Below are 26,553 nucleotides of genomic sequence, written 5' to 3'. Positions count from 1 at the left end.
GGATTAACTTAGTGACACCCCACTAACCCCTGGAGCCCGCCATGCAACCTCGTATCGATTTCTACACCGCTTCCCCCGATGCACTCAAAGCCATGATGGCCCTGGAAGGTGCCGTTTCGAAGCTGCCGCTGGAGAAGAGCCTGATCGAACTGGTCAAGCTGCGCGCCTCGCAAATCAACGGCTGCGCCTTCTGCATCGACATGCACACCACCGATGCCCTCAAGGGCGGAGAAACCACGCGCCGCCTGTTCGCCGTGACGGCCTGGCGTGAGGCGCCGTTCTTCAGCGATCGCGAACGCGCCGCGCTGGCGTGGACCGAGTCCCTGACCGAACTCAGCCAGACCCACGCTCCGGACGATGTCTACGAATACGTCGCTGCGCAGTTCAGCCCCAAGGAAATGGTCGACCTGACCGTGGCGATTTCCACCATCAACAGCTGGAACCGCCTGGCGGTGGGCTTTCGCAAAATGCCTCAGGCTTGAAGGAGCTTTGGTGCCGGTGAGTGAACATCGGCACCGGTGCGCCCAAGGATTCTTCGAGGTGGAAATTTAACGGTACAGGCCAGCAATTTTTCCGATACCGAATGACACAATCATGGAGACCAATATGACGATGCCGCTCCATTGCATGATTGCCAGTTTTCGCTTGATCGACACGGGTATATTGGACAGATCGTCTGGGCTTAATTTGACGACTCGGGAGTGAAAGCGTGGAAACGTCACAATTCCAGACAATTCGATCATCAAGCGAGACTTTCCGACGAAGCCGCTTCTTCGGGTTCGGGATAAAAACACCACGTCCGGGCTGTTTTCCAGGTGGCCCAGAACGGCCTCCAACTCAGTGAATGTCATATAAAAGACAAAGCAGAACCAGATGTAACCGCTGACTATGGACAGTCCGCCCACGCCCACAACTATCAGCTGTACGATGCTCATCGAGAGTGCTCATAAATGATTTCGCCAATATATTCGCCACCCCAGTTGGTGAGAATACTCGTTGCAAGTGAAGCCACTCCGACTACAACCACACCGCACACCAGCGTGCCGGTACCTAAGGTGGGCACGCCCAACGCGACGCAAACGGTTCCAGCGGCGCTACTGCCCAAGAGACCACCAGCCAACGTTCCCCCTATGACCCCACCTGTAAAACTACCAGTCTCGGTAAACTTGATCTTCCTGCACGCCTCGGCATCGCCTTCAGCGCAGACATCCTGCACCTTCATATAAGACGCCCCACCGCCAATCGCAGTGCCAACCCAGCCGCCGTACTTGACCACCTTCGCCGCTTTGGCCACGCCTTCGATGTGCGTCGCGTAGCCGGGAATCTGTCCGGCGGCTCCGGCCTTGGTCCAGCGGTGGACCAGGCTGCGACTGGAGATGCCCAGCGCGTTTTTCAGATTTGGATGGTCCGGTAAGCCAATACCCTTGCGGCTCAGGGCGGTCAGGTGGGTGTTGAGTTGGTTGAGCAGTCGTTTGCGCTCGGCAAAAAACTCCGGTGAGCGTAGATGCCCGTGTGCGTTGAACGTGCGCACGTGCAGCGCTTCGATGTCCTTCAGGAGGACCTGCATGTTTTTCAGGTTGCTGCTGAAAATCGCCTCGCCCACACCGATCGCCGTTGATCCCTCGGCCAGGAAGGTTTCGATTTCGTGGCGGTGGCGGACCATGAAGTCCGCCTCTTGCGGGCTCAACACCTCCAGAGCGCTATTGGTCTTGGCCGCGGCCTCCGTCAACAGGGCCTCTTCGCGGGTGCATTGCAGGTTGTGCGGATCGCTGAGCACGATCATCGTGCCCGCCTTCACCTCGCCAAGACCGTGGTTCAGCGCCTCAAATTTGCGCATCACCGAGGGGTTTTGCGTCGCGAACAGCGTTGCTTTCAGCTGCTCGGCGGTTGTGCTCTTCGGTACGACATAAAAGCCGGGTTCCTGTGGCGGCGGTTTGACCCAGGGTTCAGCGGGTGGCCGCGTGGACACGCCTTGGGCAGCAGGACGCTGCAACCCGCCGAAAAACCCGCTGTCCTCGGTGATAAACCAATACCGGCCGGATGTATCGCTGCTCAGTGGATCGAAGGGGTCGTCCGAGACCAGCAGCAGATCACCTTCTCCCACCGCGTCGAGGATTTTTTGATCGCTCCAGGCCTGGCCATGCGTCCACACCTTGAGCCCGTCAATCGATCGAAGAGACCGCCCTGCGAAAACCTCTTGAACTGCGGACTTTGCAAAAAAAGGCGATTCGATATTGCGCAGGCTGATGCCCTGGCGTTCGCGATCATGTCGATGAATCAGGCGCACAGGAAACTATCCCCAAGAGGATGAATGAGCGCGGCCGAGGTCGATCTATCGAGGAAGTGCCCCACGGCCAATTTGCTCTAAAGCTAAAGCATCGTGGCCGCCGTTAACCGGGAAATAATGGGGGCAAAAAGGAGAAAGGGAGCGGTCCTACATGACCGTACTTAAGTATTCCTACGCATTTCTCTGACGCCTGACCTGAGCCTCGCTCAATGCCCATCAGCACTCGGTGCGGCCGGTGGTTGCACCTTGCGCATCAAGGGCACCAGCGCCGTGGCGATGACGAAGCAGGCGCCGATCAGCAGGAAGGTGTCGCCATAGGTTTGCGTCTGCGCTTCGCGGTAGGTCAGCAACCAGAGCTGATGCAGGCTGGCGGTGACGCCGATGTCGCCGCTCTGGCCCAGGGCGGCGAAGTTGTGGCCGACCTGGGACAGCCACTGGTTCAGGGCCTCGTTGCTGCTGTTGAGGTTTTCCGCCAGCCGGGTGAAGTGCAGGTTGGTGCGGTCGTTGAGGATGGTTGCGCAGGCGGCGATGCCAATGGCGCCCCCGAGGTTTCGCATCAGGTTGAACAACCCGGAGGCATGTTTGAGCCGGGCCGGTGCCAGCCCGCCGAGGGTCAGGGTCACCGCCGGCGGCACCGCCAGTTGCTGGGCAATCCCGCGCAGGGCCTGCGGCAACATCAATTCCCTGGCGCCCCAGTCATGGGTGATCGGGCTGAAATCCCACATCGACAACGCGAACAGGCCCAGGCCGGTCATCATGATCCAGCGCAGGTCGAGGCGGTTGGCCAGAAAGGCATACAGCGGAATGGCCATGATCTGGAACACCCCGGTGGAGAAAACCGCCAGGCCAATGTCCAGCGCGCCATAGCCACGCACCCGGCCGAGAAACAGCGGTGTCAGGTAAATTGTGGCGAACAGGCCGATCCCGGTAACGAACGAGAAGAAGCAGCCGAGGGCGAAGTTGCGGTCTTTCAGGGCGCGCAAATCGACGATCGGATTGGCCACGTGCAGGGTGCGACCGATAAATGCCAGGCCCGCCAGGCCACTGATCCAGGCCGTCGTCAGTATCGTGCGGTCGCTGAACCAGTTCCAGCGTGGACCTTCTTCCAGGGTGTATTCCAGGCAGCCAAGAAACAGCGCCAGGAACACCATGCTCAGGTAGTCGGCGCCCTTGAGCAGGGACAGCTCCGGCTGATCGATTTTCACCAGCAGTGGCACCGCCACCGCGACGAAGATACCCGGCACCAAGTTGATGTAGAACAGCCAGTGCCACGACGACACGTCAGTGATCCAGCCGCCGATCACCGGCCCCAGGGTGGGCGCCAGTGACGCGACGGCGCCGATGGTCGCGGCGGCGATGACCCGTTGCTTGCCGGTGAAGAAAAAGAACGCGGTGGTGAACACCAAGGGGATCATCGAGCCGCCCAGGAACCCCTGCAGTGCGCGGAAGGCGATCATGCTCTGGATGTTCCAGGCCGCGCCGCAGAGCAGGCTGGCCAGGGTGAAGCCCACGGCGGACGCGCAGAACAGCCAGCGGGTCGAAAACACGCGCGACAGCCAGCCTGACAACGGTATCACGATGATTTCGGCGATCAGGTAGCTGGTCTGCACCCACGCGGTTTCATCCGTCCCGGCTGACAACCCGCCGCCGATATCGCGCAATGACGCCGAGACAATCTGAATGTCCAGCAGCGCAATGAACATGCCGATGCACATGCTGGCGAAGGCGAACACCTTGGTCGCCGTCGCCATGTCCGCCGCGTTGAACGGTTGGGCGGGAGCGGCGAGGGCGCGGCTCATGGCGCACTGGCCACGGCGGCGGATTCAGGTGCCTGGCGCGTGTCCACCTCGGCGGTCACCGACAACCCTGGACGCAGGTGGCCGAGCACGCTGTCCGCCGGATCGAGCCGGATACGCACCGGCACCCGCTGGACGATCTTGGTGAAGTTGCCGGTGGCGTTTTCCGGTGGCAGCACGCTGAACTGGGAGCCACTGGCGGGGGCAAGGCTGTCGAGGTGACCGTGGAATTGCTGCCCCGAAAGCACGTCGGCGCGGATCACCACCGGCTGGCCGGGGGTCATGTGCGCCAGTTGATCTTCCTTGAAATTGGCATCGACCCACAGCCCGCTCGAGGGCACCACCGACAACTGTTGCGAACCGGCCTGTGCATACGCGCCGACCCGTGCACGGCGGTTGCCGATGACGCCGTCGATGGGCGCGCGCAGTTCGGTGTAGCCGACATTCAGTTGCGCCAGGTCACGTTCGGCCCGGGCCTGCATCAGCGCGGCCCGGGCCTGCTGTTTCTGGGTTTCGATCACGTTCAATTGCCGTTGCGCGGCGAGCAGTTCGGCCTGGGCCCTTGAACTCAGGGCCTGGGCGGTCTTGAACGTGGCGTCGGCGCGCTGGGCGCTCTCCACCGACACGGCATTGCTGCCCACCAGCTTCTTGTAGCGCAGGTTGTCATCCCGGGAGCGTGCGGTTTCGGCACCCGCGGCCTCGATCCCGGCGCGGGCCTGGCCGATCACGGCCTGTTGCAGTTGTTCTGTGGCGTCGAGATTGGCCAGCAAGGCTTCTTCGGCGGCGACCGCACCCTCGGCCTTGGCCAGGTGGGCGCGGTAGTCGCGGGAATCGAGGCGAATCAGCACATCGCCGGCCTTCACGCGCTGGTTGTCGCTGACCAGCACTTCTTCTATGTAACCGGCGACCTTCGGCCCGATCACCGTCACATCGCCGCCGATGTAGGCGTCGTCGGTTTCCTCGATGAAACGGCCTGCCGTCCACCAGTGCGCGGCGTACAACCCAGCCAATACCAGTGCGGACATGGCCAGCGTCAGCAGAACCAGGCGCTTGAGCAGGGGTGACCGTGGCGCGCGCGCCGCAACAGCGAGATCGGATTCAGGGCTGGGCATGCTGGTCATCAGGGAATACCTTTGGCAACGGATATACATTACGCACATAATATGACGTATGTAATATTTGCTTGCAATTGAATTCTGTCGCCAGTGGTCAGGTGCTCAATTCAACCAGGCGCCCGGAGTGACACCGGTCATGGCCTTGAAGAACGCGATGAATGCGCTGTCGCTGGCAAATCCCAATTCGAAAGCGCTGTAACTGATGGTTCGTCCGGTCGCGAGCAATTCAATGGCTCGCATCAACCGCCACTGTTGTCGCCATTGCTGATAGCTCATGCCGGTTTCGCGCTGGAAAATCCGGCCGATGGTGCGGCCGCTGGCGCCTATTTGCGCTTGCAATGCCTGAAGTTCGGGAGGCAACCGATCGAGGGATTCGAGCAGCGGTGCCAGGCGTTTGTCCCACGGCAGCGGCAGCAGCATGGGTTGCTGCGCAGCGTCGCGAATTTCGCCGAGGCACAGGCCCAGCAAATGAAAGAATTTGCCCTGCTGCCAATCCGTGTCGAAGTCGCAGAAGGCCATTGGTTCCAAAACCGCGTGCAGCAACGCGCTGACTTCCATCACGCAGACATGTTGCGGCAGCTCGGCGCACAAGGCCGGTGTCAGGTAGATCGAGCGATAGTCGACACTCTGCTGCATGACGGCACGGTGACGCACTCCCGACGGAATCCATGCGGCGCGAGAAGGCGGCAGCAGGCATAACTGCTGGGCCAGCGTAATGCGCATACAGCCCTGGCGGGTGAACAACAGCTGGCCGCGCTGATGTTGATGCAGGCCCGAATCGTGATTGCCGAGCGTGGCAGCGATACCGATAACCGGTGCTGTAAACGCATCAGGGTCGAACCGTGCGCGGGAATCCAGCCAAGCCATGTTTGTCCGATCTCATCGATTTATTGTCCTGATTTCGATAATACGTCAGCTGGTGCTCCACTAGGCTGCTCTCTTTTTCTGAGAGCGAAGCCATGACGAATCACACTCCACTGCGGGTAATGGCCATTGCCTTGCTGATGTTCACGCAGCTGGCGCAAACCCTCTATAGCCCGGCGCTGACCAACATTGGCCAGGTGTTTTGCGTCGGGCCACACACCGCTGGGCGAATGCTGTCGGTATTTTTCCTGGCGTTCGCCTCAGGCGTGGTGACGTGGGGCCTGCTCTGCGATCGGATCGGCCGGCGGCCTTCGATGCTGTCGGGGTTGGCCCTGTACGCGGTGGCCTCGGTACTGGCGATGAGGGTCAGCACCTTCAACGGGTTGCTGGCCGCGCAGGCGCTGGCTGCGTTCGGTGCAGCAGTGGGCTCGGTGGTGACACAGACCGTGTTGCGCGACCGGTTCAAAGGCGCGGACCTGGCACAGGTGTTTTCGGTGATCGGCATCGCGCTCGCGGTCAGTCCGGCGATTGGACTGTTCGTCGGCGCGAGCCTGGTCCAGGGCTTCGGTTATCGGGGTGTGGCGGGGGGCTTGTTGCTGTTGTCGTCGGCGTTGGCGCTGGGCTGCCTGTACGCCTTGCCGGAAACGCGGCCGCAGCGAATGCCCATACCGCCTTTGTTCGAAACGCTCGGGCGCATGCTGGGCGATCTGCAGATATGGCGGTCGGCGTCACTGGTGGCGCTTTTCAACGTGGCCCTGTTCAGCTACTACAGCCTGGGCCCTTTCGAGTTTCAGCGCTTGGGCTTGAACGCGCAGTGGTTCGGCTACAGCGGTGTGATCCTGGCGCTGGCTTCAGGTCTCGGCGCCTGGCTCAACAAGTGCCTGCTTCGGCGCGGTCTCGACGGCTCACAGTTGATCCGCCTGGCGGCGGGGTTGGCGTTGTCTGGCGGGATCGGCGTATGGCTGCTTCAGGGCAGCGTCCTGTTCGTGTTGGCGATGCTGCCGGTGGTGTTGGCTTTCGGCATGGCCATCCCGAACATTCTGGGGGCTGCGTTGGGCCGTTACACCGATCGATTGGGAACTGCCGGCGCGCTGTTCGGTTTTCTGTATTACCTGTTGATGGGCGGTGGGCTGATGTTGGCGGTCTGGGCCCAGGCACTGGGTGAAGTGTTGGTCGCCTGCGGTGCGCTGGCCGGCTTGCTGACGTTGAAAACCCAACCCGCTGCCTGACCGCTCAAGGTCTAGTCACAATGACAATTGCGTAGTCTTAATGACTTTATTTGGCTGTTGTCATAAAGACATCGTATTCATTCAAGTTACTGAAATATATGAATTAAAAAGTTGGCACGGTTAATGGAATGCTTAGGGCAACCCCAACCCAAGCAGGAAATGATCATGACTCGTACCATCCCCTTCAGCTTCACCCTCTGCCTGTTGTTCTCCCCCTTGTGCATGGCCGATCAAGTGGTTCGCGAAGTGCCGGATACCACGGCCGGCAAAGGTGCCGGTGTGGTCACCGGGTTGATGGTCGGCGCCGTGGGCGGCCCGATCGGCGCGCTGATCGGTGCCGGTGCCGGGTTCTTCGCCGGCAGCTCGGTACAGGAGGCGGCCGGCCTGACAGAAACCGCTTATGAAGTGAAAGACGCCCAGGGCGAAGTCAGCACCGTTCGTTCGCCCAATGCGCGTTTCGAACCCGGCCAGCAGGTGACTCGCAAAGGTTCGCGCCTGCAGTCGCAGGAAAGCTGAACCCGGTGCCCGCGCCGTTTCATCCCGAACTCCTTTTCAGGATCCGCTCGTGGATCGGATCCTTTTTTTCTCAGCGCCATCCGCAGTCAGTGATATTAACTGATTGATTTATAAAGACTAAAAGCAGTAATGCGGTGCGTTGGCCAGACCTGAAATCACTGTCGCCATTTTCAATCAATCGAGGGGTAACACAATGCAAGCCATCAACGCCAAAGTCTTGAGCGCACTGGAAAACGTCATGGTGATCTCCACCACCGACCTGCAAGGCAACATCACTTACGTCAACGATCTGTTCTGCAAGCTGACCGGTTACACCCGTGAAGAGCTGGTGGGCCAGCCGCACAGCCTCGTGCGCCATCCTGCCGTGCCCAAGAGCACCTACAAGCAGATGTGGGACACCATCAAGAAAGGCGAAATCTGGACCGGCGTGATCCCCAACGTGGGCAAGGGCGGCGGCCTGTATGTGGTCGATACCACGGTGCAGCCGCTGTTCGACGAGCAGGGCAACATCGTCGAGTACATCAGCATTCGCCGGGTGATCAACGACCTGATGAGCGACTTCGAAGGCCTGGAGTTTTCCAAGGAAACTTTCGACGAACACTACGACAGGTAAGCGGCCATGCCAGCTTTAATCGAACGCATCGTGATCGGTTATGGCTCTGAGTCCGGCAATGCCCGAGGGTTGACGCAACGCCTGTTGCGTCTGCCTTGCTTGCAGCCGTACGAATTGGCCGTGCAGGATCTCAACGCCCTGAAGCTCGATAGCCTGACCCCGCGGGACCTGCTGATCATCGTGTGCAGCTCCTTCGGTGACGGCGAACCCCCGGGCAATGCCGATTGCTTCATGGATCAACTGAACGAGTTCGCATCGTTGATCGACCAGCCTTATGCAATCTTCGGCCTGGGCGACACCGCGTACCCGACGTTCTGCGGCTACAGCAAGCTGCTGGACGCCACGCTCCTGCAGAAACAGGCCGAGCCCTGGATCAATCGCGTCGACGCGGACACCGATTTCGAGGGCTTTTTCGACACCTGGTGCGCCACGCTCGAAGCGGTGCTCAAGGGCGACCGGCGTGCCGGCAGCACCTTGAATCTGCAAGTCACCGCCTACGGTGAAAAGGCCACCTGGCCGGCGCGGGTGATCTCGCGAACCCGGCTCAATGGCACGGCGCCTTACGCCTGGCAGGTGCGCCTGGACATCGAAGGCAGCGGCATCAAGTACCGCGCCGGCGACAACCTTTATGTGCTGGCGCACAACGATGAGCAACTGCTGGTGCAAGTGGGTAAGTGGTTCGGCCGCGACGATGCCCGCACGTTGCTCGCCGACAAGGAGCTGCGCCAACTGAGCAAGTCGATGCTGCGCGATATCGCCAAGGTCAGCCAGCATGAAACCTTGAAAGGCCTGTTGAAGGTCAGCAACCGCAAAGAGCTGGAGGCCTACCTGTATGGCCGGGACCTGCTCGATGTGCTCAATGATTTCTGTGAGCCTGACCAATTGAGTGTGGAAGACCTGGTCGAGTGGCTGCCCGATGTGCTGCCACGGGCGTATTCGATTGCCTCCCACGACAACCCCGGTTACGTGGACCTGTGCATCCGTGAAGTCGCCTATGACATGGCTGGCCGTTCGCGTACCGGCACCGCCACCGGGCACCTGGTCGGGCCGCATCCCGAGGCCCGGGTGTTTGTGCGCAGCAACCCGCCGTTCCACCTGCCGCGCCAGGTCGAGCACCCGGTGATCATGATCGGGACCGGCACGGGCATCGCACCGTTGATCGCCCTGCTGGAGCAGATCGAGCAGCAGAACAGCCCGGCGCAAAGCTGCCTGATCTTCGGCGACCGCCGTCGGGCGTCGGACTTCCTCTATCAGTCACGCCTGGAAAAATGGCAGGCCAGCGGGGTACTGGATACGCTCATCACGGCGTTTTCGAGGGATGGCGAAAGTCGCTACTACGTGCAGGATGCCATGCTCGAACACGGCGCCTACCTGTGGGCACTGCTCAACCAGGGCGCGCATTTGTACGTCTGTGGCAACAAAAGCAACCTGGAACGGGCCATTGACGCAGCGCTGGTCAACATCGCCATGACCTTTGGCCACCTCAGCGAGGAGGTGGCGCAGACATTCGTCGCCGACCTGGCGAGCACCCATCGCGTCCACAAAGAACTGTATTGAAGCTTCCCGTTTTGACGCGTGGACGAGCCGCAACTCGTCTGCGCGTCTTTTTTTTTGCAGGGAAACGCGGACACCCGTGGGGGCGGGCACACACCCATTCGGGGTATGGCGCCTCGCGTCGAATCCGCCAATAGTGGATTCACCCGCTCATCCAGAGCCGAACTCGCTTGATAAGGTGGATTTGCTATGCGCAAGGCCCTCACAGTGATTTCCAGCTTTTTTCTCGTTTCCCTGCTGATCCACGCCCAGGCCGCCGAGGTGGACGACAGTAAAACCCTCAGGCTCTACAACTGGGCGGATTACATCGGTGAAAACACCCTGGCGGATTTCGAGAAAGCCACCGGCATCAAGGTCATCTACGACACGTTCGACGCCTATGAAACCGTCCAGGCCAAGTTGCTCACCGGCCACTCCGGTTATGACCTGGTGGTGCTCAATGCGTCGCTGGCGCCGCCACTGATCAAGGCCGGGGTGTTCCAGCCACTGAATAAAAAACTGCTGCCGGGCTGGGCCAACCTCGATGACAAAGTGCTGCAGGACATGCAGGGCTTCGATGCCGGCATGCAGTATTCCGCGCCTTACACCTGGGGCAGCAACGGCATCACCTACAACGTCGACAAGATCAGGGAGCGCATGCCCGACGCGCCGATCGGGTCGCTGGCGATGATCTTCGATCCGAAGATCGTGTCGCGTTTCGCCGACTGCGGCGTCACCCTGGTGGACGCCCCGACCGAAGTCATACCCCTGGCCCTGAAGTACCTGGGGCGCGACCCGCGCAGTGCGGCGCCGGCGGACCTGAAGGCGGCGCAGGAGTTGCTGCTGTCGGTGCGGCCCTATATTCGCAAGTTCGACTCGGTCAACTACCTGACCAGCCTGCCCAACGGCGATGTGTGCATGGCCATGACCTGGTCCGGCGACTACGCGACCGCCATGGCCCGCGCCGAAGAAGCCAAATTGAAGATCAACCTGGCGTACTTCATTCCCCGGGAAGGCTCCCTGATCTGGTTTGACAACCTGTACATCCCGGCCGATGCCCCGCATGTGACCAACGCGCACAAGTTCCTCGACTTCCTGATGAAGCCGCAGGTGATGGCCGATGTGACGGATTACATCCATTACGCCAACAGCAACGCGGCCGCGACGCCGTTGCTGGAGGCCGATGTGCGCAACAACCCCGCCATCTATCCCGATGAGGAAACCCGTCAGCGGCTGTTTCCGCAAAAGACTCAGGACCCCAAGGATATGCGCGCCATCACGCGGGTCTGGAGCACGGTGAAAAGCGGGATCTGATCGTTCAACCCTTCGGTTCGAGGTTTTCGTATGGCTACTCCCACTCATGACGTACTGTCCGCCGCCGATGCATCGCGGCTGGTCAAGGCCGACAAGGCGCACTACATGCACGGCTATCACATGTTCGACGAGCATGCCGAGCAGGGCTCGCTGAACATCGTGGCCGGTGACGGCGCCTACATCTACGACACCCAGGGCAACCGCTTTCTCGATGCCGTCGGCGGCATGTGGTGCACCAACATCGGCCTGGGCCGCGAGGAAATGGCACTGGCCATTGCCGACCAGGTGCGGCAGCTGGCCTATTCGAACCCGTTTTCCGACATGTCCAACAACGTCGCCATCCAGTTGTGCGAGAAACTCGCCAGCCTGGCGCCGGGGGACCTCGACCATGTGTTTTTGACCACGGGCGGGTCGACTGCCGTGGACACCGCCTACCGGCTGATCCAGTACTACCAGAACTGCCGTGGCAAACCGGACAAGAAGCATGTCATCGCGCGCTTCAACGCCTATCACGGCTCGACCACGCTGACCATGTCGATCGGCAACAAGGCCGCCGACCGCGTGCCGGAGTTCGATTACGCCAACGACCTGATTGATCACGTCTCGAACCCCAACCCCTACCGCGCGCCGGCGGGGATGGACGAAGCGCAGTTCCTCGAGTTCCTGGTGCAGGAGTTCGAAGACAAGATCCTGGCCATCGGCGCCCACAAGGTCGGCGGTTTCTTCGCCGAGCCGATCATGGGGTCTGGCGGCGTGATCATTCCGCCCAAGGGCTATCTCAAGCGCATGTGGGAGGTCTGCCAGCGCTACGACATTCTGTTTGTCGCCGATGAAGTGGTGACCTCCTTCGGCCGCCTGGGCAAGTTCTTCGCGTCTTACGATGTGTTCGAGGTCCAGCCTGACATCATCACCACGGCCAAGGGTCTGACTTCCGCGTACCTGCCGCTGGGCGCCTGCATTTTTTCCGAGCGAATCTGGAAAGTCATCGCCGAGCCGGGCAAGGGGCGTTGCTTCACCCACGGCTTCACCTACAGCGGGCATCCGGTGTGCTGCACGGCGGCGTTGAAGAACATCGAGATCATCGAGCGGGAAAATCTGCTGGAGCATGTCGAGGTGGTCGGCACCTACCTGGAACAGCGTCTGGCTACCCTCAGCGACCTGCCGCTGGTGGGCGATGTGCGCTGCGAGAAATTGATGGCCTGCGTGGAATTCGTCGCCGACAAGCGCACCAAGGCGCTGTTTGCCGACGAGATCAACATCGGTGAGCGCATTCATTCCCGTGCGCAGGCCCGTGGCCTGCTGGTGCGGCCGATCATGCACCTCAACGTGATGTCGCCGCCGCTGATCCTGACGCACGCCCAGGTGGATGAAATCGTCGAGACGTTACGCGTCTGCATCCTTGAAGTGGCGGTCGAGCTTGAACAAAGCGGTCAGTATGGCGGCCAATGAGTTTGAGCGATCGCCGGTTACGGGGCCCCGGTTCACCCGCTAGACTGCGAGGCATGAGCAAACCCAACGACGACACACTGATTGCCTTGCCCTTCGGCGCCTTGCACAAATGGCATGGCGAGCTGCGCAAGGCCTTCGCCCATATCGACGAGCCCGACGCGCTGCACCACCTGGCCTGCGCGTTCGGGCACCTGGTGTCGATCGAGTCAGTGATGATCAGCCTCGAACACAGGGACCGCGCGCCGCAGTTGCTGTACCAGCAGGGCATCCCGGAGCAGTACCGGGTGGCGTTGCTGGAGCGCTATTTTTCCGTGGGCTACCTGCTCGACCCGTTTTGCCTGGCCGTGGAGCAGGGCCTGGCCGAGGGCTTTTATCACCTGGAGGAAATCGCCCCGGATCACTTTTTCGACAGCGAGTACTACAAGACCTACTACCTGAAGGCGGGCAGCTCCGAGGACAGTTTTTACCTGGTGGATACCGGCCATGACACGCAGATTTCCGTGAGCCTGTTCCAGGGGTTTGGCGGAGAGAGCCTGCGGGTCGAACAACTGAACCTGTTGCGGGCCGTCGAGCCCCTGGTGCGCGAGTTGATCGCCGAGTTTGGCCGGCGGGGCTTGCCGCAGCGTGCTGATCACGAAGCCGGCGGGCGTGACGATCTCAAGCAGCGGGTGCAGTCGGCGTTCGAGCATTTCGGCAGCGACGTGCTCACCGAGCGCGAGCGGGAAGTGGCGCACATGGTGCTTCGAGGGCATTCGGTGAAGTCCACGGCCAGCCAGTTGAACATCTCGCCGGAGACGGTGCGCATGCACCGCAAGAATTTGTACCTGAAGCTGGAGGTCGGTTCGCAGTCGGAGTTGTTTGCGCTGTTTATCGAGTGGTTGCGCCGGCATTGATGGCCCCTCGCGAGCAGGCTCGCTCCCACAGGTGCTTGGGTGGGAGCGGGTTTGCCCGCGATGAGGCCAGCCGGTTCGGCACAAGCTCGTAATCAGTCCTCGCGCTTGACCACCAGGGTCAGGATGTCGTAACTGGCCACCAACTCGCCCAGCTGGTTGGTGACTTCCACGTCCCACGCCACCACGCCTTGCGGGATGCCCTGCGGGCTCTTCTTGCCCTGGTCGATCTTGCGTTTGCAGGTCAGGCGCGCCTGGATGGTGTCGCCGATGCCCACCGGGTTGATGAAGCGCAGGGTGTCCAGGCCATAGTTGGCCAGCACCGGTCCTGGCGCGGGTGAAACGAACAGCCCGGCCGCCGCCGACAGCACGAAGTAACCGTGGGCGATGCGCTTGCCGAACTGCGACTCCTTGGCCGCGATGTCGTCGAAGTGCATGTAGAAGTGGTCGCCGGACAGGCAGCCGAAGTTCACCAGGTCCGCCTCGGTCACGGTGCGGCGGTGGGTCAGCAGGGATTCGCCGATCTGCAGGTCCTGGAAGTACCGGCGGAAGGGGTGGACCTCGGTCTCGATGACGTTCGCGCCGCGCACGTATTCCCCGGTGACCGCTGCCAGCATGGTCGGCGAGCCCTGGACCGCCGCGCGTTGCAGGTAGTGTTTCACCGCACGCAGACCGCCGAGTTCTTCACCGCCGCCGGCACGACCCGGGCCGCCGTGCTTGAGTTGCGGCAATGGCGAACCGTGGCCGGTGGATTCGCCGGCGCAGTGGCGGTCCAGTACCAACAGGCGTCCGTGCAGGGCCGCCGCCACCGGAATGGCCTTGGCGGCCACCTGCGGGTCTTTGGTCACCAGGCTGGCGACCAGGCTGCCCTTGCCGCGTGCGGCCAGCGCCAGTGCTTCATCCAGGTCGTCGTAGGCCATCAAGGTGCTGACGGGGCCGAACGCTTCGATGTCATGGGCGCCGCCTTCGGCATGCGGGTCACGGGCCTGCAACAGGGTCGGGGCGAAGAACGCGCCCTGGCTGACGTTTTCGCCACGGGGCTCGAAGCCGTCGCGGGCACCGAACAGCATGTCGCTGCTCTGCAGCAGGGTTTCCAGGCGCTCGGCCACGTCCTTCTGCTGATCGTGGGAGGCCAGTGCGCCCATGCGCACGCCTTCCACCGACGGGTCGCCGACCACCACCCTGGCCAGGCGCTCACGCAGGCGTTCGGCCACGGCATCCAGGTGTTTGGCCGGCACGATGGCGCGGCGGATCGCGGTGCATTTCTGCCCGGCCTTGGTGGTCATTTCCCGGGCGACTTCCTTGATGAACAGCTCGAATTCTTCGTCGTCCGGGGTGACGTCCGGGGCGAGGATCGCGCAGTTCAGCGAATCGGCCTCGGCGGTGAACGGCACCGAATGACGAATCAGGTTCGGGTTGACCCGCAGCTTGGCCGCGGTGTCGGCCGAACCGGTGAAGGTCACCACGTCCTGGCCTTGCAGGCGATCGAGCAGATCCCCGGTGCCGCCGATGATCAGTTGCAGGCTGCCCGCCGGCAACAGGCCGGACTCGTCCATCAGGCGCACCACGGCCTCGGTCAGGTAGCTGGTGGCGCTGGCCGGTTTGACGATGCACGGCATGCCGGCGAGAAAGCTCGGCGCGAATTTCTCCAGCATGCCCCAGATCGGGAAGTTGAAGGCGTTGATGTGCACCGCCACGCCGCCGCGCGGCACCAGGATGTGCGTACCGGCGAAGGTGCCCGCCTTGCTCAGTTGCAGCGCCGGGCCTTCGTGGACCACGTTGCCCGACGGCAGCTCCCGGGAGCCGAGGCTGGCGTAGGTGAACAGCGTGCTGTTGCCGCCCTCGATGTCGATCCAGCTGTCGGCGCGGGTGGCACCGCTGTGGTGGGAGATGGCGTAGAGCTGTTCCTTGCGTTCGCTCAGGTATAAGGCCAGCGCCTTCAGGCGCTGGGCCCGTTGCTGGAAGTCCAGGGCCATCAGGCCGCTGACGCCCTGGCGACGGCCGTGTTCGATGGCTTCGGCGAAATCCGGACGCTCTTCGTGGGTGCGGGCGATTTCGTGCCCGTCGATGGCGCTGCGCAGAACCTGCGCGCCGTGTTGGCCGATCCAGCGACCGGCGATGAAACTCTGCAGTGTAGGGGCGTGCAAAACAGGTGAGGAGGACATCAGGATTGCTCCGTGTTATCGAACAGGGGATCAGTGGTTGCTGGCGCCCGAGGCGCCAATGCCGGTCATCGAGCGGATGAACTGCGCCAGGTAGCGGCCGCGTTCGAGTGCCGCTCGCGGCGAGCTGTCGGTGACCGAAAACAGCCAGGCGCTGAAGAACGCCAGGCTCATGGAAAACAGTGCCGGGTTCGAGTACGGGAACAGGGCCTTGTCGTGATGCATGACGTTGACCCAGACCGCCGGGCTGAGCACCAGCAGGACGATGGCCGAGACCAGCCCCATCAGGCTGCCCATCACCGCGCCGCGGGTGGTCAGGCCTTTCCAGTACATCGAAAGGAACAGCACCGGGAAATTCACCGAGGCCGCGATGGCCAGCACCAGGCCGGAAAGGAAGGCGATGTTCTGCGATTCGAACAGCAGGCCGAGGATGATCGCCAGCACGCCGATGCACAGGGTGGCGATGCGTGACATGCGCATTTCCTGTTGTTCGCTGGCCTGGCCCTTGCGGATCACACAGGCATACAAATCGTGGGACACCGCCGAGGCGCCCGACAGGGCCAGCCCGGCCACCACGGCGAGAATGGTGGCGAAGGCCACCGCCGAAATGAAGCCGAGGAACAGGTTGCCGCCCACGGCTTGCGCCAGATGCACGGCGACCATGTTGCCGCCGCCGATGATCGCGCCGCTGGCGTCGCGGTACGACGGCTCGGTACCGACCATGACGATGGCGCCAAAGCCGACGACGATCAGCAGCAGGTAGAAATAACCGATGAAGCCCGTGGCGTAGAACACGCTTTTGCGCGCTTCCTTGGCATCGCTGACGGTGAAGAAACGCATCAGGATGTGCGGCAGGCCGGCGGTGCCGAACATCATGCCCAGCCCCAGGGAAATCGCATCGATCGGGTTCGACAGCAGGCCACCGGGGGCCATGATTGCCGTGCCCTTGGCGTGCACGGCGGTGGCGCCGGCGAACATCGCCTCGGTACTGAAACCGAAATGCCTGAGTACCATGAACGCCATGAAGCTGGTGCCGAACAGCAGCATCACCGCCTTGATGATCTGCACCCAGGTGGTGGCGAGCATGCCGCCGAAGGTCACGTAGAACACCATCAACACGCCGACCAGCATCACGGCGTAGAGGTAGTCGATGCCGAACAGCAACTCGATCAGTTTGCCGGCACCGACCATCTGCGCCACCAGGTACATCAGGGCCACGGTCAGCGTGCCGAAGGCCGAGGTCAGGCGCACCGGGGTCTGTTCCAGGCGATAGGAGACCACGTCGGCAAAGGTGTACTTGCCCAGGTTGCGCAGGCGTTCGGCGATCAGGAACAGGATGATCGGCCAGCCGGCCAGCACGCCCAGGGCATAGAGCAAACCGTCGTAGCCATTGAGGAACATCATCGCGGAGATGCCGAGGAACGAGGCGGCGGAGATCATGTCGCCGGCAATCGCCAGGCCATTCTGGAAACCGCTCATGCCACCGCCAGCGGTGTAGAAGTCGCTGGCCGAGCGGGTGCGCAACGCCGCCCAGCGCGTGACGCCGAGGGTGAACAGCACGAACACCAGGAACATGCCGATGGCGTTCCAGTTCAAGGGGCGGGACGTGCCTTCGGCGGCAACGGCCAGGTCGGTGACCACCGCCAGCGGCAGCAGGAACAGCGCGAGGAGGCGACTCATCGGGCGCACTCCTGCTTCAGTTTGTCGTTGAGCGGATCGATCACGTGGTTGGCGCGATAGACATAGAAGCCGGTCAGGGCGAACGCCAGCAGCACCATGACCACGCCCACCAGCATGCCGACCGACGTCACGCCGCCATTCAGGGACTGGCCGAGGGTGGCGGGGGAGAAGGCCACCAGCAGGACAAAACCGAAATAGATCACCAGCATGATCAGCGACAGCGACCAGTAGAGCTTCTGTTTGCGACGCACCAACTGGATGAAGTCGGGGTGCTGGCGGATGAGTTCTATGTCTTGTGGGGTCATGGCACGCTCTCGGTTGTTGTTTTTGTTGTGGGGTGAAACGGCGCGGTCCCTGTGGGAGCGAGCCTGCTCGCGATGGTCGTCAACGATGACGCGTGCCTTCTGGATAAACGCGTCGATCTCGGGAGCATCGCGAGCAGGCTCGCTCCCACAGTTTTTACAGCGCTGCGGATTTCAGAGCTGATCGAAATCCAGGACCACTTTGTCGGTGATCGGAAACGCCTGGCACGACAGCACATAGCCGGCGGCGACTTCGTAGTCTTCCAGGGCGTGGTTGCTGTCCATTTCCACCTCGCCTTCGATGACCTTGCACTTGCAGGTCGAGCACACGCCGGCCTTGCACGAGTAGGGCAATTCGGCGCCCTGGGCGTTGCCGGCGTCGAGGATGCTCTGGCTGTTGCGCGGCAGGTCGAAGGCCAGGGCGCGGCCGTCGCTGATGACGGTGATCTGGCTGACGGCGGCGTCCACTTGCCGGGCGGCTTCACGGGCCTCGCGTTTCTGCTGACTGCCCGCGGCGGCGAACAGCTCGAAATGGATGCGTTCAGGTGCCAGGCCTTTGGCTTTCAGGCTGTCGCGCACGGTCTCGGTCATTTCCTGCGGGCCGCAGATGAAGGCGGCGTCGAGGGCTTTCACGTCGAGCCAGCGGCTGAACAGTTGCTCGCATTTCTCGGCATTGATCCGACCGTTGTACAGGTCGACGTCCTGCTGCTCGCGACTGAACACGAAGATCAGGTTCAGGCGTTGCAGGTAGCGGTTCTTCAGGTCTTCGAGCTGTTCGCGAAACAGCGCACCGGAACTGGATCGATTGCCATACAGCAAGGTGACGCGGCTGTGCGGTTCGGTTTCCAGGGTGGTCTTGATGATCGACAGGATCGGCGTGATGCCGCTGCCGGCGGCGACCGCCAGATAGTGACCATGACGAGCCGGATCGAGCTCGACATGGAAGTGCCCGGCCGGCGGCATGACTTCCAGGCTGTGCCCGACTTTCAGCTGCTCGTTGGCGAAGGCGGAAAAACGCCCGCCGGCGACGCGCTTGACTGCGATGCGCAGCTCGCCGTCGTTGACCCCGGTGCAGATTGAATAGGAGCGGCGTACTTCCTCGCCGTCCAGCAGGGTGCGCATCACCAGGTGCTGGCCCTGGGTGAAGTGAAAGCTGTCCTGCAATGCCTGCGGAATCTCGAAGGCAATGGACACCGCGTCACGGGTTTCCGCGCGCACGTCCTTGATGGTCAGACTGTGAAATTTGCTCATGCTTGTTCTCCAACTGGGACGGCCGAGCGCCGCTCAGATGCACTTGAAATAGTCGAACGGTTCGCGGCACTCGACGCAGCGATACAGGGCCTTGCACGCCGTGGAGCCGAACTCGCTGAGCACCTCGGTGTGGGCGCTGCCGCATTGCGGGCAGCGGATCACCGGGCTTTCGCCGAGCAGGCTGCGCTTGCTGGTGCTGCCCTCGGGCGGCGCGATGCCGTAGGCGCGCAGGCGTTCGCGGCCGCTGGCGCTGATCCAGTCGGTGGTCCACGCCGGGGTCAGCCGGCGTTCCAGTTGCGGCGCCCTGAAACCGGCGAGCTCCAGTGCGTCGCGGATGTCGCTTTCGATCACTTCGGTCGCCGGGCAGCCGGAGTAGGTCGGCGTGACCACCACGTGCAGATGCCCGGCCTGCCAGTCCAGGTCGCGGACGATGCCCAGGTCCACCACGCTGACCACCGGCACCTCCGGGTCCATGACCTCGGACAGGATCGCCCAGGCCGCGCCCAGGTCGGTCGGTTGTGCCGGCCGCGCCCCGAGGTCGCTGGCGATCAGTTCACCAGGTTGCATCGGGGTACGCTCGGGGCAGGAACTGCATTTCGGCCAGCAGGATGCCCAGGTGTTCGGTGTGCAGGCCTTTGCGCGCGTCCAGGTAGAAGTAGCTCGGCGCGGTCGGCACCGGCAGGGTGGCGCTGGCGAAGATCGCTTCGACGCTGGCTTGCCAGGCAGCGGCGGTCGTGGCGATGTCCGGGGTGATGCCGGCTTCGCACAGGCGCTGCTCGCTGTCATCGGCGGCGATCAGTTCAACGGTAAAGCGCCAGACTTCAGGGATGGCCGCGAGCATGCGCCGGTGGCTTTCCTCGGTGCCATCGCCCAGGCGTTCGACCCATTCGCCGGAGCGGCGCAGGTGATAGGTGACTTCCTTGACGGCCTTGGCGGCGATTCCGGCGATGCGCTCATCGCTGGACTGGCTCAGGCCCGTGAGCACCGGCAGGTGCCAGGCGTCATAGAGGAACTGCTTGAGGAGGGTCACCGCGTAGTCGCCGTTGGGTTGCTCCACCAACAGCAGGTTGCGATAGGCGCGCTCGTCGCGGCGGAACGCCAGGTGATCGGCGTCACGGCCGTCATCCAGCAGCTCGGCGGCGTACTCGAGCCAGTGGCGCGCCTGGCCGACGAGGTCGAGGCCGACGTTCATCAGCGCCAGTTCTTCTTCCAGTGCCGGGGCCTTGCCGCACCACTGGCACAGGCGCTGGCCCTGGATCAGGGCGCTGTCGCCCAGACGCAGCAGGTATTCGATCAGATCGGTCTTGTTGTTCATGGTCGCCCTCACATGTGCCCGACTTCAGCCGGCAACTCGTAGAAGCTGGCGTGGCGATAGACCTTGTCGTCCGACGGATCGAACAACGGGTCCTTTTCGTCCGGTGACGAGGCGGTGATCAGTGCCGATGGCACCACCCACAGGCTCACGCCTTCGCTGCGCCGGGTGTAGAGCTCGCGCGCGTTCTCGATGGCCATGGTGGTGTCGGCGGCATGCACGCTGCCGACATGCTTGTGGTTGAGGCCGTGCTTGCTGCGCACGAAGACTTCGAAGAGGGTCCACTCGGACATTTCAGTTACTCCACATCAGGTGGCCGGATCAGGCGGCGTTCTTGTTTTGTTTTTTGCGGGCGTGGGCAACGGCGGCTTCGCGCACCCAGGCACCGTCTTCAATGGCTTTGCGGCGGGTAGCGACGCGCTCGGTGTTGCACGGGCCGTTGCCCTTGAGCACCTCGTAGAACTCGCTCCACTGGATCTCGCCGAAGTCGTAGTGGCCCCGCTCGGCGTTCCACTTCAGGTCCGGGTCGGGGCAGGTGCAGCCCAGCAGTTCCAGTTGCGGGATGGTCTGGTCGATGAAGCGCTGGCGCAGTTCGTCGTTGCTCTGGCGCTTGATCTTCCAGGCCATGGACTGGGCGCTGTTGGGCGAATGTTCGTCGCTGGGGCCGAACATCATCAGCGCCGGCCACCACAGGCGGTTGATCGCGTCCTGGACCATGTCTTTTTGCGCCTGATTGCCGTGGCGCATCATGGTCAGGAGGATTTCGTAGCCCTGGCGCTGGTGGAAGCTCTCTTCCTTGCAGATCCGGACCATCGCCCGGGAGTAGGGGCCATAGGAGGTGCGCTGCAGCACCACCTGATTGACGATGGCGGCGCCATCCACCAGCCAGCCCACGGCACCCATGTCGGCCCAGTTCAGCGTCGGGTAGTTGAAGATGCTCGAGTACTTGGCCTTGCCGCTGTGCAGTTTGGCGATTTCCTCATCGCGATCGGCGCCCAGGGTTTCCATGGCGCTGTACAGGTACAGGCCGTGGCCGGCTTCGTCCTGGATCTTCGCCATCAATTGCAGTTTGCGTTTGAGCGTGGGGGCGCGGGTGACCCAGTTGCCTTCGGGCAGCATGCCGACGATTTCGGAGTGAGCGTGCTGCGAGATCTGCCGGATCAGCGTCTGGCGATAGGCATCCGGCATCCAGTTCTTGGCTTCGATCTTGATTTCCGAATCGATTTTTTCCTGGAAGGCGCGTTCCTGTTCGGACATTTCCGACAGGTCCTTGATGCGCTTAACACCGGTTTCTACGAGCTGTGCGTACATGGGGGTCTCCCGCCTTGAATCTGATCGAGGGCATGGAGAACTTTATAAGCGATACAGAAATTAATATCAAACAGTAAATGACGTGTCGTATTTGTTTTTTGTATCGCTTTGCTGGATGAGATGGGATGGTCGCATCGCTGTTGCCTGACACTCAGCCATCGCGAGCAGGCTCGCTCCCGCAGGAGCTTGTGTGGCTGCAACTTCCCGACACTCCCCAACTCCCGGTGTAAGCGGGCTTGCTCGCGATGACGGCCTTCCAGTCAACCCTGATCCACCTTGCGCGGCAGTCAGCAAGCCAAAAAAAAGCCCCGCAAAAGCGGGGCTCAAAAGGGTGCAGCAGTCATGCTTTAGGGCGTTTGTCCAGGACGTGGCAGGCCTTGCCTTCGGAACGCTTGATCGAGTGGAACGGCTGCAGCACGATCCGCGAGCTGATTCCGATGTAGGTCTTGATGTGCCGGCTCAATTCGGCGCACACGGCTTTTTGCTGGTCGTCGCCCAGGTGCTGGTGTTCGGCCTTGAGTTCCACGTGCACGTCGACGCTGTCCAGGTTGCCGTTGCGATACAGATGGATCTCATAACACTCGGCAAGCTGTTTGACTTTCAGCACCTGTTCCTCGATCTGCGTCGGGAACACGTTGACGCCACGGATGATCAGCATGTCATCGCTGCGCCCAGTGATCTTGTCGATGCGGCGCATCGGGCGTGCGGTGCCCGGCAGCAGGCGCGTCAGGTCGCGGGTGCGGTAGCGGATCATCGGCAGGGCTTCCTTGCTCAGCGAGGTGAACACCAGTTCGCCCATCTGCCCGTCGGGCAGCACTTCACCGGTGACCGGGTCGATGATTTCCGGGTAGAAGTGGTCTTCCCAGAGGGTCGGCCCGTCCTTGGTCTCGGCGCACTCCATGGCAACACCCGGTCCCATGATTTCCGAGAGGCCGTAGATGTCCAGCGCGGTAATGCCCAGGCGGTGCTCGATGGCGCTGCGCAGTTCGCCGGTCCACGGCTCGGCACCGAAGATGCCCAGACGCAGGGCCAGTTTGTGCGGGTCGACGCCCTGGCGTTCAAGTTCATCGGCGATGTTGAGCATGTAGGACGGCGTGACCATGATGATGTCCGGCTGGAAATCCTTGATCAGTTGCACCTGTTTTTCCGTCTGCCCGCCGGACATCGGAATCACCGTGCAGCCCAGGCGTTCGGCGCCGTAATGCGCGCCCAGGCCGCCGGTGAACAGGCCGTAGCCGTAGGAAATGTGCACTTTGTCGCCGCGTCGGCCACCCGCCGCGCGGATCGAGCGGGCAACCACGTTGGCCCAGGTGTCGATGTCGTTCTGGGTGTAGCCGACGACGGTCGGTTTGCCGGTGGTACCGCTGGAAGCGTGCAGGCGCACCACGTCGTGCATCGGCACGGCGAACATGCCGTAGGGGTAGTTGTCGCGCAGGTCGTTCTTGGTGGTGAACGGAAACTGCGCCAGGTCTTCCAGGGATTTGATGTCGTCGGGATGCACACCCAGGGCATCGAAGCGCTGACGATACAGCGGCACGTTATTGTAGGCGTGGTTGAGGGACCAGCGCAGACGGTCCAGCTGGTGCTGACGCAGCTCGTCGATGCTGGCGGTTTCCAGCGGGTCCAGCACAGGTTCAAGCACGGCTTTGGCAATTGGCATGTTCATAACTTCACTCGAATTATTTTTGTGTTCCGGCCCCGCCGCAGCAAGGCTTTGAGTGCATGCGCCAAGGATACCTCTCGGCTCCCCGGGAATCGCGATTCTTTAGACGGACAGGCGCTCGATGATCAGCGCAATGCCCTGGCCAACGCCGATGCACATGGTGCACAAGGCGTAGCGACCCTGGCGTTCCTCCAGTTCGTGCAGGGCCGTGGTCACCAGCCGTGCGCCGCTCATGCCCAACGGGTGGCCGAGGGCAATCGCGCCGCCGTTCGGGTTGACCCGCGGGTCGCTGTCGCTCAGCCCCAACTCGCGCAGCACCGCCAGGCCCTGGGCGGCGAAGGCTTCGTTGAGTTCGATCACGTCCATGTCGGCGAGGCTGAGATTGGCCAGTTCCAGGACCTTGCGTGTGGCCGGCACCGGGCCAATGCCCATGATGCGCGGTTCGACGCCGGCCGTGGCCATGGCGACCACCCGGCCACGCGCCTTCAGTCCGTGGCGGCTGGCGATCGCCGGGCTGGCCAGCAGCAGCGCGCAGGCGCCATCGTTCACCCCGGAGGCGTTGCCGGCGGTGACGCTGCCACCGTCGCGAAACGGCGTGCCGAGTTTCTGCAATTGCTCGAGCGTGGTGTCGCCGCGGGGGTGTTCATCGTGCTCGACGACCTTGGCCGGGCCTTTGCGCTGGGGAATCTCGACCGCGACGATTTCCCGGGCAAGACGTCCGCTGGCCTGGGCGGCGGCCGCGCGCTGCTGGCTGCGCAAAGCAAAGGCATCCTGGTCGGCGCGGGAGATGTTGAACTGCTCGGCGACGTTCTCCGCAGTCTCGGGCATGGAGTCGATGCCGTAGGCCTTTTTCATCAGCGGATTGACGAAGCGCCAGCCAATGGTGGTGTCGTAGACCTGTGCGTCACGGGAGAAGGCCTGTTCGGCCTTGCCCATGACCAGGGGCGCGCGGGACATCGATTCGACGCCGCCGACCAGCATCAGGCCGGCCTCGCCACAGCGGATCGCCCGCGCCGCGCTGCCGATGGCATCCAGCCCGGAACCGCACAGGCGATTGAGGGTGGTGCCCGGCACGCTGACCGGCAACCCGGCCAGCAGCGCCGACATGCGCGCAACGTTGCGGTTGTCTTCGCCAGCCTGGTTGGCACAGCCGTACACCACGTCGTCCACGCTGTTCCAGTCGACCTGCGGGTGACGGCGCAGCAGTTCACGCAGCGGCACCGCGCCGAGGTCGTCGGCGCGCACGCTGCTCAAGGCACCAGCGTAGCGGCCGATCGGGGTGCGCACCGCATCGATGATCAGGGCATCATTCATTGGGAGTCTCCTGCGTCAGCACAGTGCCGCGCACTTTGTAGGATTTGCCGTGGAACAGCGCGATCAGCTGGCCCAGTTGGTTTTCAATGCGTACGTCGTAGTTGCCGGTGCGTCCGGAACGGCTCTGCTCCACACAATCGGCATTCAGGGTGTCGCCCAGGTGCGCCGGGGCGATGTAATCGATGCTGCAACCGATGGCCACCGTGGCCTCGTTGTAGCTGTTGCAGGCGAAGGCAAACGCCGAGTCGGCGAGGGCGAACAGGTAGCCGCCGTGGCAGGTGCCATGGCCCTGGAGCATGTCGGCGCGCACGCTCATGCCGACCCGGGCGCAGCCCGGCGCCGCAGACAGCAGGCGCATGCCCATTGCCTGGCTGGCGGTGTCGCGTTTGAACAGCGCCTGCGCGCAGGCACTGGCCAGGTTCATGGCTTCATGGTTGGTCATGCAATGTCCTCCCTTCGGCGACGCGGCGGCGTAACAGCAGCGACGGTCGATAGCGTTCTTCGCCATAACTGGCTTGCAGGTTTTCCAGGACCTTGAGGATGTACGCCAGGCCGATGCTGTCCGCCCAGGCCAGTGGGCCTTGCGGGTAGTTGACCCCGGCGCGCATCGCCAGATCGATGTCGGCGGCCGAGGCCACGCCGTGCAGCAGCGCGTCGGCGCCTTCGTTGGCGAGCATGGCCACGGTGCGCAACACCGCCAGCGCCGGGCTGTCACTGAGTCGGCTGACGGTGAAGCCGGCCTGTTGCAAGAGCGCGATGCCCTGTTCGAGAGCGGCAGGTTCGATGTCGGCGACGCAACTGATCGCCAGTCGTCTGGCCTTGGTGTAGTCACCGGCCAGGTCCAGCAGTATCAGATTGCGCAGGCCGTCTTCCCTGGCCCGCTGGCACGCCATGCGCCCGTCGCTCAGGGCCAGCACCGCATCGCCCGTGCGCAACAGGCCCTGGCCGTCGCGCCGGATAACCTCGACGCCCTGTTCCAGCAGGCGCGGGATCAAGCCGTTGGCGATGCCCAGGTCACCTTCGAGCACACAGGTGCTCACGCTGCGATCACTGCTGACGGAGGCCGGTTGTGGGCGCTGCGCCCCTTCGGCGTAGCGGTAGAAGCCATGGCCGCTTTTGCGCCCCAAGCGTCCGGCGTCCACCAGCTCTTTCTGGATCAGCGAAGGCAGGAAACGCGTGTCGCCGTAGTAGGCGTCGAACACCGAACAGGTCACGGCATAGTTGACGTCGTGACCGATCAGGTCGGTCAGTTCGAACGCGCCCATGGCAAAACCGCCGGCCTCGCGCATCAGGGCGTCGAGTGTCGGGCTGTCGGCCGCGCCTTCCTGCACCAGGCGCAGGCTTTCGGCGTAGAACGGCCGGGCCACGCGGTTGACGATGAACCCCGGCGTCGAACGGGTGTGCACCGGTTGTTTGCCCCAGGCCCGGGCCGTGTCGTACAGGCAGGCCGCCAGGGCTGGATCGCTGGCCAGGCCGGAAACGATTTCCACCAGGGCCATGACCGGCGCCGGGTTGAAGAAGTGCAGGCCGAGCAGGCGTTGCGGGTGGCGCAGTTGCGCGGCGATGCTGGTAATCGACAGCGACGAAGTGTTGCTGGCCAGGATGCAGTGTTCGCCGCAGATCTCTTCCAGTTGGCGGAACAGGGCGCGCTTGACTTCAAGATTCTCGACGATGGCTTCGATGATCAGTGCGCAATCGGCCAAGGCTTCGATGTCTTGCACGGCTTGCAGGCGAGCGACGGTCGCGCTGCGCGATTCGGCGGACAGCTTGCCGTTTTCGACGCGTTTGCCCAGTTGGCGGTCAATGCCTTCGATGGCCTGTGCGGCGGCACCCGGGCGATTGTCCAGTAACAGCACGGCATGGCCAGCCTGTGCCGCGACCTGGGCAATGCCGGCGCCCATGGCCCCGGCACCGATCACCGCGATGCGTGCGTGGTTATCCAGAGCCGTCAT

At 62.7% G+C, this 26,553-nt stretch carries 25 protein-coding genes; 8 read left to right on the top strand and 17 right to left on the bottom strand.

Features of this window, described 5'->3' with window-relative positions; genetic code table 11:
- Positions 1-41 precede the first annotated feature (41 nt).
- Positions 42-482, top strand: coding sequence for a carboxymuconolactone decarboxylase family protein (locus ACM6IM_RS18115; protein ID WP_192304757.1), 441 nt, complete (start codon positions 42-44; stop codon positions 480-482).
- Positions 483-548: 66 nt separating this feature from the next.
- On the opposite strand, the gene ACM6IM_RS18110 is transcribed toward ACM6IM_RS18115, so the two are convergent.
- From ACM6IM_RS18110 to ACM6IM_RS18090, 5 genes are all read right to left on the bottom strand, one after another.
- Positions 549-935, bottom strand: a complete 387-nt coding sequence (locus ACM6IM_RS18110) for a hypothetical protein (protein ID WP_201191032.1) — start codon at positions 933-935, stop codon at positions 549-551.
- Entirely contained in the window at positions 932-2,287 is a 1,356-nt protein-coding gene (locus ACM6IM_RS18105; RefSeq protein WP_414865891.1) for a hypothetical protein, read from the bottom strand. The genes ACM6IM_RS18110 and ACM6IM_RS18105 overlap by 4 nt, the downstream gene beginning before the upstream one ends.
- 206 nt (positions 2,288-2,493) lie before the next feature.
- Positions 2,494-4,086 carry a DHA2 family efflux MFS transporter permease subunit gene (locus tag ACM6IM_RS18100; RefSeq protein ID WP_414865890.1) on the bottom strand — a complete coding sequence of 531 codons (1,593 nt, stop codon included), beginning with the start codon at positions 4,084-4,086 and terminating at the stop codon, positions 2,494-2,496.
- Positions 4,083-5,204 (bottom strand): HlyD family secretion protein, encoded by a 1,122-nt coding sequence (locus ACM6IM_RS18095; protein ID WP_414865889.1) that lies wholly within the window; start codon positions 5,202-5,204, stop codon positions 4,083-4,085. Before ACM6IM_RS18095 ends, ACM6IM_RS18100 begins: the two co-directional genes overlap by 4 nt.
- Before the next feature lie 96 nt (positions 5,205-5,300).
- Positions 5,301-6,065, bottom strand: a complete 765-nt coding sequence (locus ACM6IM_RS18090; protein WP_192304753.1) for an AraC family transcriptional regulator — start codon at positions 6,063-6,065, stop codon at positions 5,301-5,303.
- Positions 6,066-6,157: 92 nt separating this feature from the next.
- On the opposite strand from ACM6IM_RS18090, the gene ACM6IM_RS18085 reads away from it, so the two are divergent.
- The 7 genes from ACM6IM_RS18085 (at position 6,158) to ACM6IM_RS18055 (ending at position 13,609) form a co-directional block, all read left to right on the top strand.
- Entirely contained in the window at positions 6,158-7,291 is a 1,134-nt protein-coding gene (locus ACM6IM_RS18085) for an MFS transporter (RefSeq protein ID WP_414865888.1), read from the top strand.
- A gap of 165 nt (positions 7,292-7,456) precedes the next feature.
- Positions 7,457-7,807 (top strand): hypothetical protein, encoded by a 351-nt coding sequence (locus ACM6IM_RS18080; protein WP_414865887.1) that lies wholly within the window; start codon positions 7,457-7,459, stop codon positions 7,805-7,807.
- Between the two features lie 193 nt (positions 7,808-8,000).
- Entirely contained in the window at positions 8,001-8,420 is a 420-nt protein-coding gene (locus tag ACM6IM_RS18075) for a PAS domain-containing protein (protein WP_192304747.1), read from the top strand.
- 6 nt (positions 8,421-8,426) lie between these two features.
- Positions 8,427-9,977 (top strand): sulfite reductase flavoprotein subunit alpha, encoded by a 1,551-nt coding sequence (locus ACM6IM_RS18070; RefSeq protein WP_414865886.1) that lies wholly within the window; start codon positions 8,427-8,429, stop codon positions 9,975-9,977.
- 186 nt (positions 9,978-10,163) lie between these two features.
- Positions 10,164-11,267: a polyamine ABC transporter substrate-binding protein gene (locus ACM6IM_RS18065; protein ID WP_192304735.1), complete on the top strand. Its 1,104-nt coding sequence runs from the start codon at positions 10,164-10,166 to the stop codon at positions 11,265-11,267.
- Between the two features lie 30 nt (positions 11,268-11,297).
- Positions 11,298-12,716 (top strand): aminotransferase, encoded by a 1,419-nt coding sequence (locus ACM6IM_RS18060; protein WP_414865885.1) that lies wholly within the window; start codon positions 11,298-11,300, stop codon positions 12,714-12,716.
- Positions 12,717-12,769: 53 nt separating this feature from the next.
- Positions 12,770-13,609, top strand: a complete 840-nt coding sequence (locus ACM6IM_RS18055; RefSeq protein ID WP_414865884.1) for a helix-turn-helix transcriptional regulator — start codon at positions 12,770-12,772, stop codon at positions 13,607-13,609.
- 92 nt (positions 13,610-13,701) lie between these two features.
- On the opposite strand, the gene paaZ is transcribed toward ACM6IM_RS18055, so the two are convergent.
- The 12 genes from paaZ to paaH form a co-directional block, all read right to left on the bottom strand.
- Complete coding sequence (gene paaZ / locus ACM6IM_RS18050) at positions 13,702-15,771, bottom strand: phenylacetic acid degradation bifunctional protein PaaZ (protein ID WP_192304729.1); 2,070 nt, start codon at positions 15,769-15,771, stop codon at positions 13,702-13,704.
- A gap of 30 nt (positions 15,772-15,801) precedes the next feature.
- Positions 15,802-17,448 carry a cation acetate symporter gene (locus ACM6IM_RS18045; RefSeq protein WP_414865883.1) on the bottom strand — a complete coding sequence of 549 codons (1,647 nt, stop codon included), beginning with the start codon at positions 17,446-17,448 and terminating at the stop codon, positions 15,802-15,804.
- Positions 17,445-17,753, bottom strand: coding sequence for a DUF485 domain-containing protein (locus ACM6IM_RS18040; RefSeq protein WP_201191018.1), 309 nt, complete (start codon positions 17,751-17,753; stop codon positions 17,445-17,447). The genes ACM6IM_RS18045 and ACM6IM_RS18040 overlap by 4 nt, the downstream gene beginning before the upstream one ends.
- A 171-nt stretch (positions 17,754-17,924) precedes the next feature.
- Positions 17,925-19,001 carry a 1,2-phenylacetyl-CoA epoxidase subunit PaaE gene (gene paaE / locus ACM6IM_RS18035; protein ID WP_192304723.1) on the bottom strand — a complete coding sequence of 359 codons (1,077 nt, stop codon included), beginning with the start codon at positions 18,999-19,001 and terminating at the stop codon, positions 17,925-17,927.
- 33 nt (positions 19,002-19,034) lie between these two features.
- Positions 19,035-19,568, bottom strand: coding sequence for a 1,2-phenylacetyl-CoA epoxidase subunit PaaD (paaD, locus tag ACM6IM_RS18030; RefSeq protein WP_192304722.1), 534 nt, complete (start codon positions 19,566-19,568; stop codon positions 19,035-19,037).
- Positions 19,555-20,316 (bottom strand): 1,2-phenylacetyl-CoA epoxidase subunit PaaC, encoded by a 762-nt coding sequence (gene paaC / locus ACM6IM_RS18025; protein ID WP_414865882.1) that lies wholly within the window; start codon positions 20,314-20,316, stop codon positions 19,555-19,557. Before paaC ends, paaD begins: the two co-directional genes overlap by 14 nt.
- An 8-nt stretch (positions 20,317-20,324) precedes the next feature.
- The gene (paaB, locus tag ACM6IM_RS18020; protein WP_007943393.1) at positions 20,325-20,606 is read right to left on the bottom strand and encodes a 1,2-phenylacetyl-CoA epoxidase subunit PaaB; all 282 of its coding nucleotides are present in this window, start codon (positions 20,604-20,606) and stop codon (positions 20,325-20,327) included.
- 28 nt (positions 20,607-20,634) lie between these two features.
- Positions 20,635-21,624 carry a 1,2-phenylacetyl-CoA epoxidase subunit PaaA gene (gene paaA, locus ACM6IM_RS18015; protein ID WP_192304718.1) on the bottom strand — a complete coding sequence of 330 codons (990 nt, stop codon included), beginning with the start codon at positions 21,622-21,624 and terminating at the stop codon, positions 20,635-20,637.
- A 340-nt stretch (positions 21,625-21,964) separates the two neighbouring features.
- A complete protein-coding gene (gene paaK, locus ACM6IM_RS18010) occupies positions 21,965-23,290 on the bottom strand; it encodes a phenylacetate--CoA ligase PaaK (protein WP_414865881.1) in 1,326 nt (441 codons plus the stop codon).
- A 99-nt stretch (positions 23,291-23,389) separates the two neighbouring features.
- Positions 23,390-24,601 (bottom strand): 3-oxoadipyl-CoA thiolase, encoded by a 1,212-nt coding sequence (gene pcaF / locus ACM6IM_RS18005; protein WP_414865880.1) that lies wholly within the window; start codon positions 24,599-24,601, stop codon positions 23,390-23,392.
- Complete coding sequence (gene paaI, locus ACM6IM_RS18000; protein ID WP_192304712.1) at positions 24,594-25,043, bottom strand: hydroxyphenylacetyl-CoA thioesterase PaaI; 450 nt, start codon at positions 25,041-25,043, stop codon at positions 24,594-24,596. Before paaI ends, pcaF begins: the two co-directional genes overlap by 8 nt.
- Entirely contained in the window at positions 25,030-26,553 is a 1,524-nt protein-coding gene (gene paaH / locus ACM6IM_RS17995; RefSeq protein WP_414865879.1) for a 3-hydroxyacyl-CoA dehydrogenase PaaH, read from the bottom strand. Before paaH ends, paaI begins: the two co-directional genes overlap by 14 nt.

It is taken from the genome of Pseudomonas sp. IT-P12 (genome assembly GCF_949767465.1).
In the GTDB taxonomy this organism is placed as follows: domain Bacteria; phylum Pseudomonadota; class Gammaproteobacteria; order Pseudomonadales; family Pseudomonadaceae; genus Aquipseudomonas.
Note: the sequence above shows the minus strand (reverse complement) of the source record. Positions and strands in the feature narration are given on the sequence as shown.

Bases quoted from the DNA above. Each gene is read 5' to 3' on its own strand.
- ACM6IM_RS18115 (WP_192304757.1), top strand. From the start codon at position 42: ATGCAACCTCGTATCGATTTCTACACCGCTTCCCCCGATGCACTCAAA.
- ACM6IM_RS18110 (WP_201191032.1), bottom strand. From the start codon at position 935: ATGAGCATCGTACAGCTGATAGTTGTGGGCGTGGGCGGACTGTCCATA.
- ACM6IM_RS18100 (WP_414865890.1), bottom strand. From the start codon at position 4,086: ATGAGCCGCGCCCTCGCCGCTCCCGCCCAACCGTTCAACGCGGCGGAC.
- ACM6IM_RS18095 (WP_414865889.1), bottom strand. From the start codon at position 5,204: ATGACCAGCATGCCCAGCCCTGAATCCGATCTCGCTGTTGCGGCGCGC.
- ACM6IM_RS18090 (WP_192304753.1), bottom strand. From the start codon at position 6,065: ATGGCTTGGCTGGATTCCCGCGCACGGTTCGACCCTGATGCGTTTACA.
- ACM6IM_RS18085 (WP_414865888.1), top strand. From the start codon at position 6,158: ATGACGAATCACACTCCACTGCGGGTAATGGCCATTGCCTTGCTGATG.
- ACM6IM_RS18080 (WP_414865887.1), top strand. From the start codon at position 7,457: ATGACTCGTACCATCCCCTTCAGCTTCACCCTCTGCCTGTTGTTCTCC.
- ACM6IM_RS18075 (WP_192304747.1), top strand. From the start codon at position 8,001: ATGCAAGCCATCAACGCCAAAGTCTTGAGCGCACTGGAAAACGTCATG.
- ACM6IM_RS18070 (WP_414865886.1), top strand. From the start codon at position 8,427: ATGCCAGCTTTAATCGAACGCATCGTGATCGGTTATGGCTCTGAGTCC.
- ACM6IM_RS18065 (WP_192304735.1), top strand. From the start codon at position 10,164: ATGCGCAAGGCCCTCACAGTGATTTCCAGCTTTTTTCTCGTTTCCCTG.
- ACM6IM_RS18060 (WP_414865885.1), top strand. From the start codon at position 11,298: ATGGCTACTCCCACTCATGACGTACTGTCCGCCGCCGATGCATCGCGG.
- ACM6IM_RS18055 (WP_414865884.1), top strand. From the start codon at position 12,770: ATGAGCAAACCCAACGACGACACACTGATTGCCTTGCCCTTCGGCGCC.
- paaZ (WP_192304729.1), bottom strand. From the start codon at position 15,771: ATGTCCTCCTCACCTGTTTTGCACGCCCCTACACTGCAGAGTTTCATC.
- ACM6IM_RS18045 (WP_414865883.1), bottom strand. From the start codon at position 17,448: ATGAGTCGCCTCCTCGCGCTGTTCCTGCTGCCGCTGGCGGTGGTCACC.
- ACM6IM_RS18040 (WP_201191018.1), bottom strand. From the start codon at position 17,753: ATGACCCCACAAGACATAGAACTCATCCGCCAGCACCCCGACTTCATC.
- paaE (WP_192304723.1), bottom strand. From the start codon at position 19,001: ATGAGCAAATTTCACAGTCTGACCATCAAGGACGTGCGCGCGGAAACC.
- paaD (WP_192304722.1), bottom strand. From the start codon at position 19,568: ATGCAACCTGGTGAACTGATCGCCAGCGACCTCGGGGCGCGGCCGGCA.
- paaC (WP_414865882.1), bottom strand. From the start codon at position 20,316: ATGAACAACAAGACCGATCTGATCGAATACCTGCTGCGTCTGGGCGAC.
- paaB (WP_007943393.1), bottom strand. From the start codon at position 20,606: ATGTCCGAGTGGACCCTCTTCGAAGTCTTCGTGCGCAGCAAGCACGGC.
- paaA (WP_192304718.1), bottom strand. From the start codon at position 21,624: ATGTACGCACAGCTCGTAGAAACCGGTGTTAAGCGCATCAAGGACCTG.
- paaK (WP_414865881.1), bottom strand. From the start codon at position 23,290: ATGAACATGCCAATTGCCAAAGCCGTGCTTGAACCTGTGCTGGACCCG.
- pcaF (WP_414865880.1), bottom strand. From the start codon at position 24,601: ATGAATGATGCCCTGATCATCGATGCGGTGCGCACCCCGATCGGCCGC.
- paaI (WP_192304712.1), bottom strand. From the start codon at position 25,043: ATGACCAACCATGAAGCCATGAACCTGGCCAGTGCCTGCGCGCAGGCG.
- paaH (WP_414865879.1), bottom strand. From the start codon at position 26,553: ATGACGGCTCTGGATAACCACGCACGCATCGCGGTGATCGGTGCCGGG.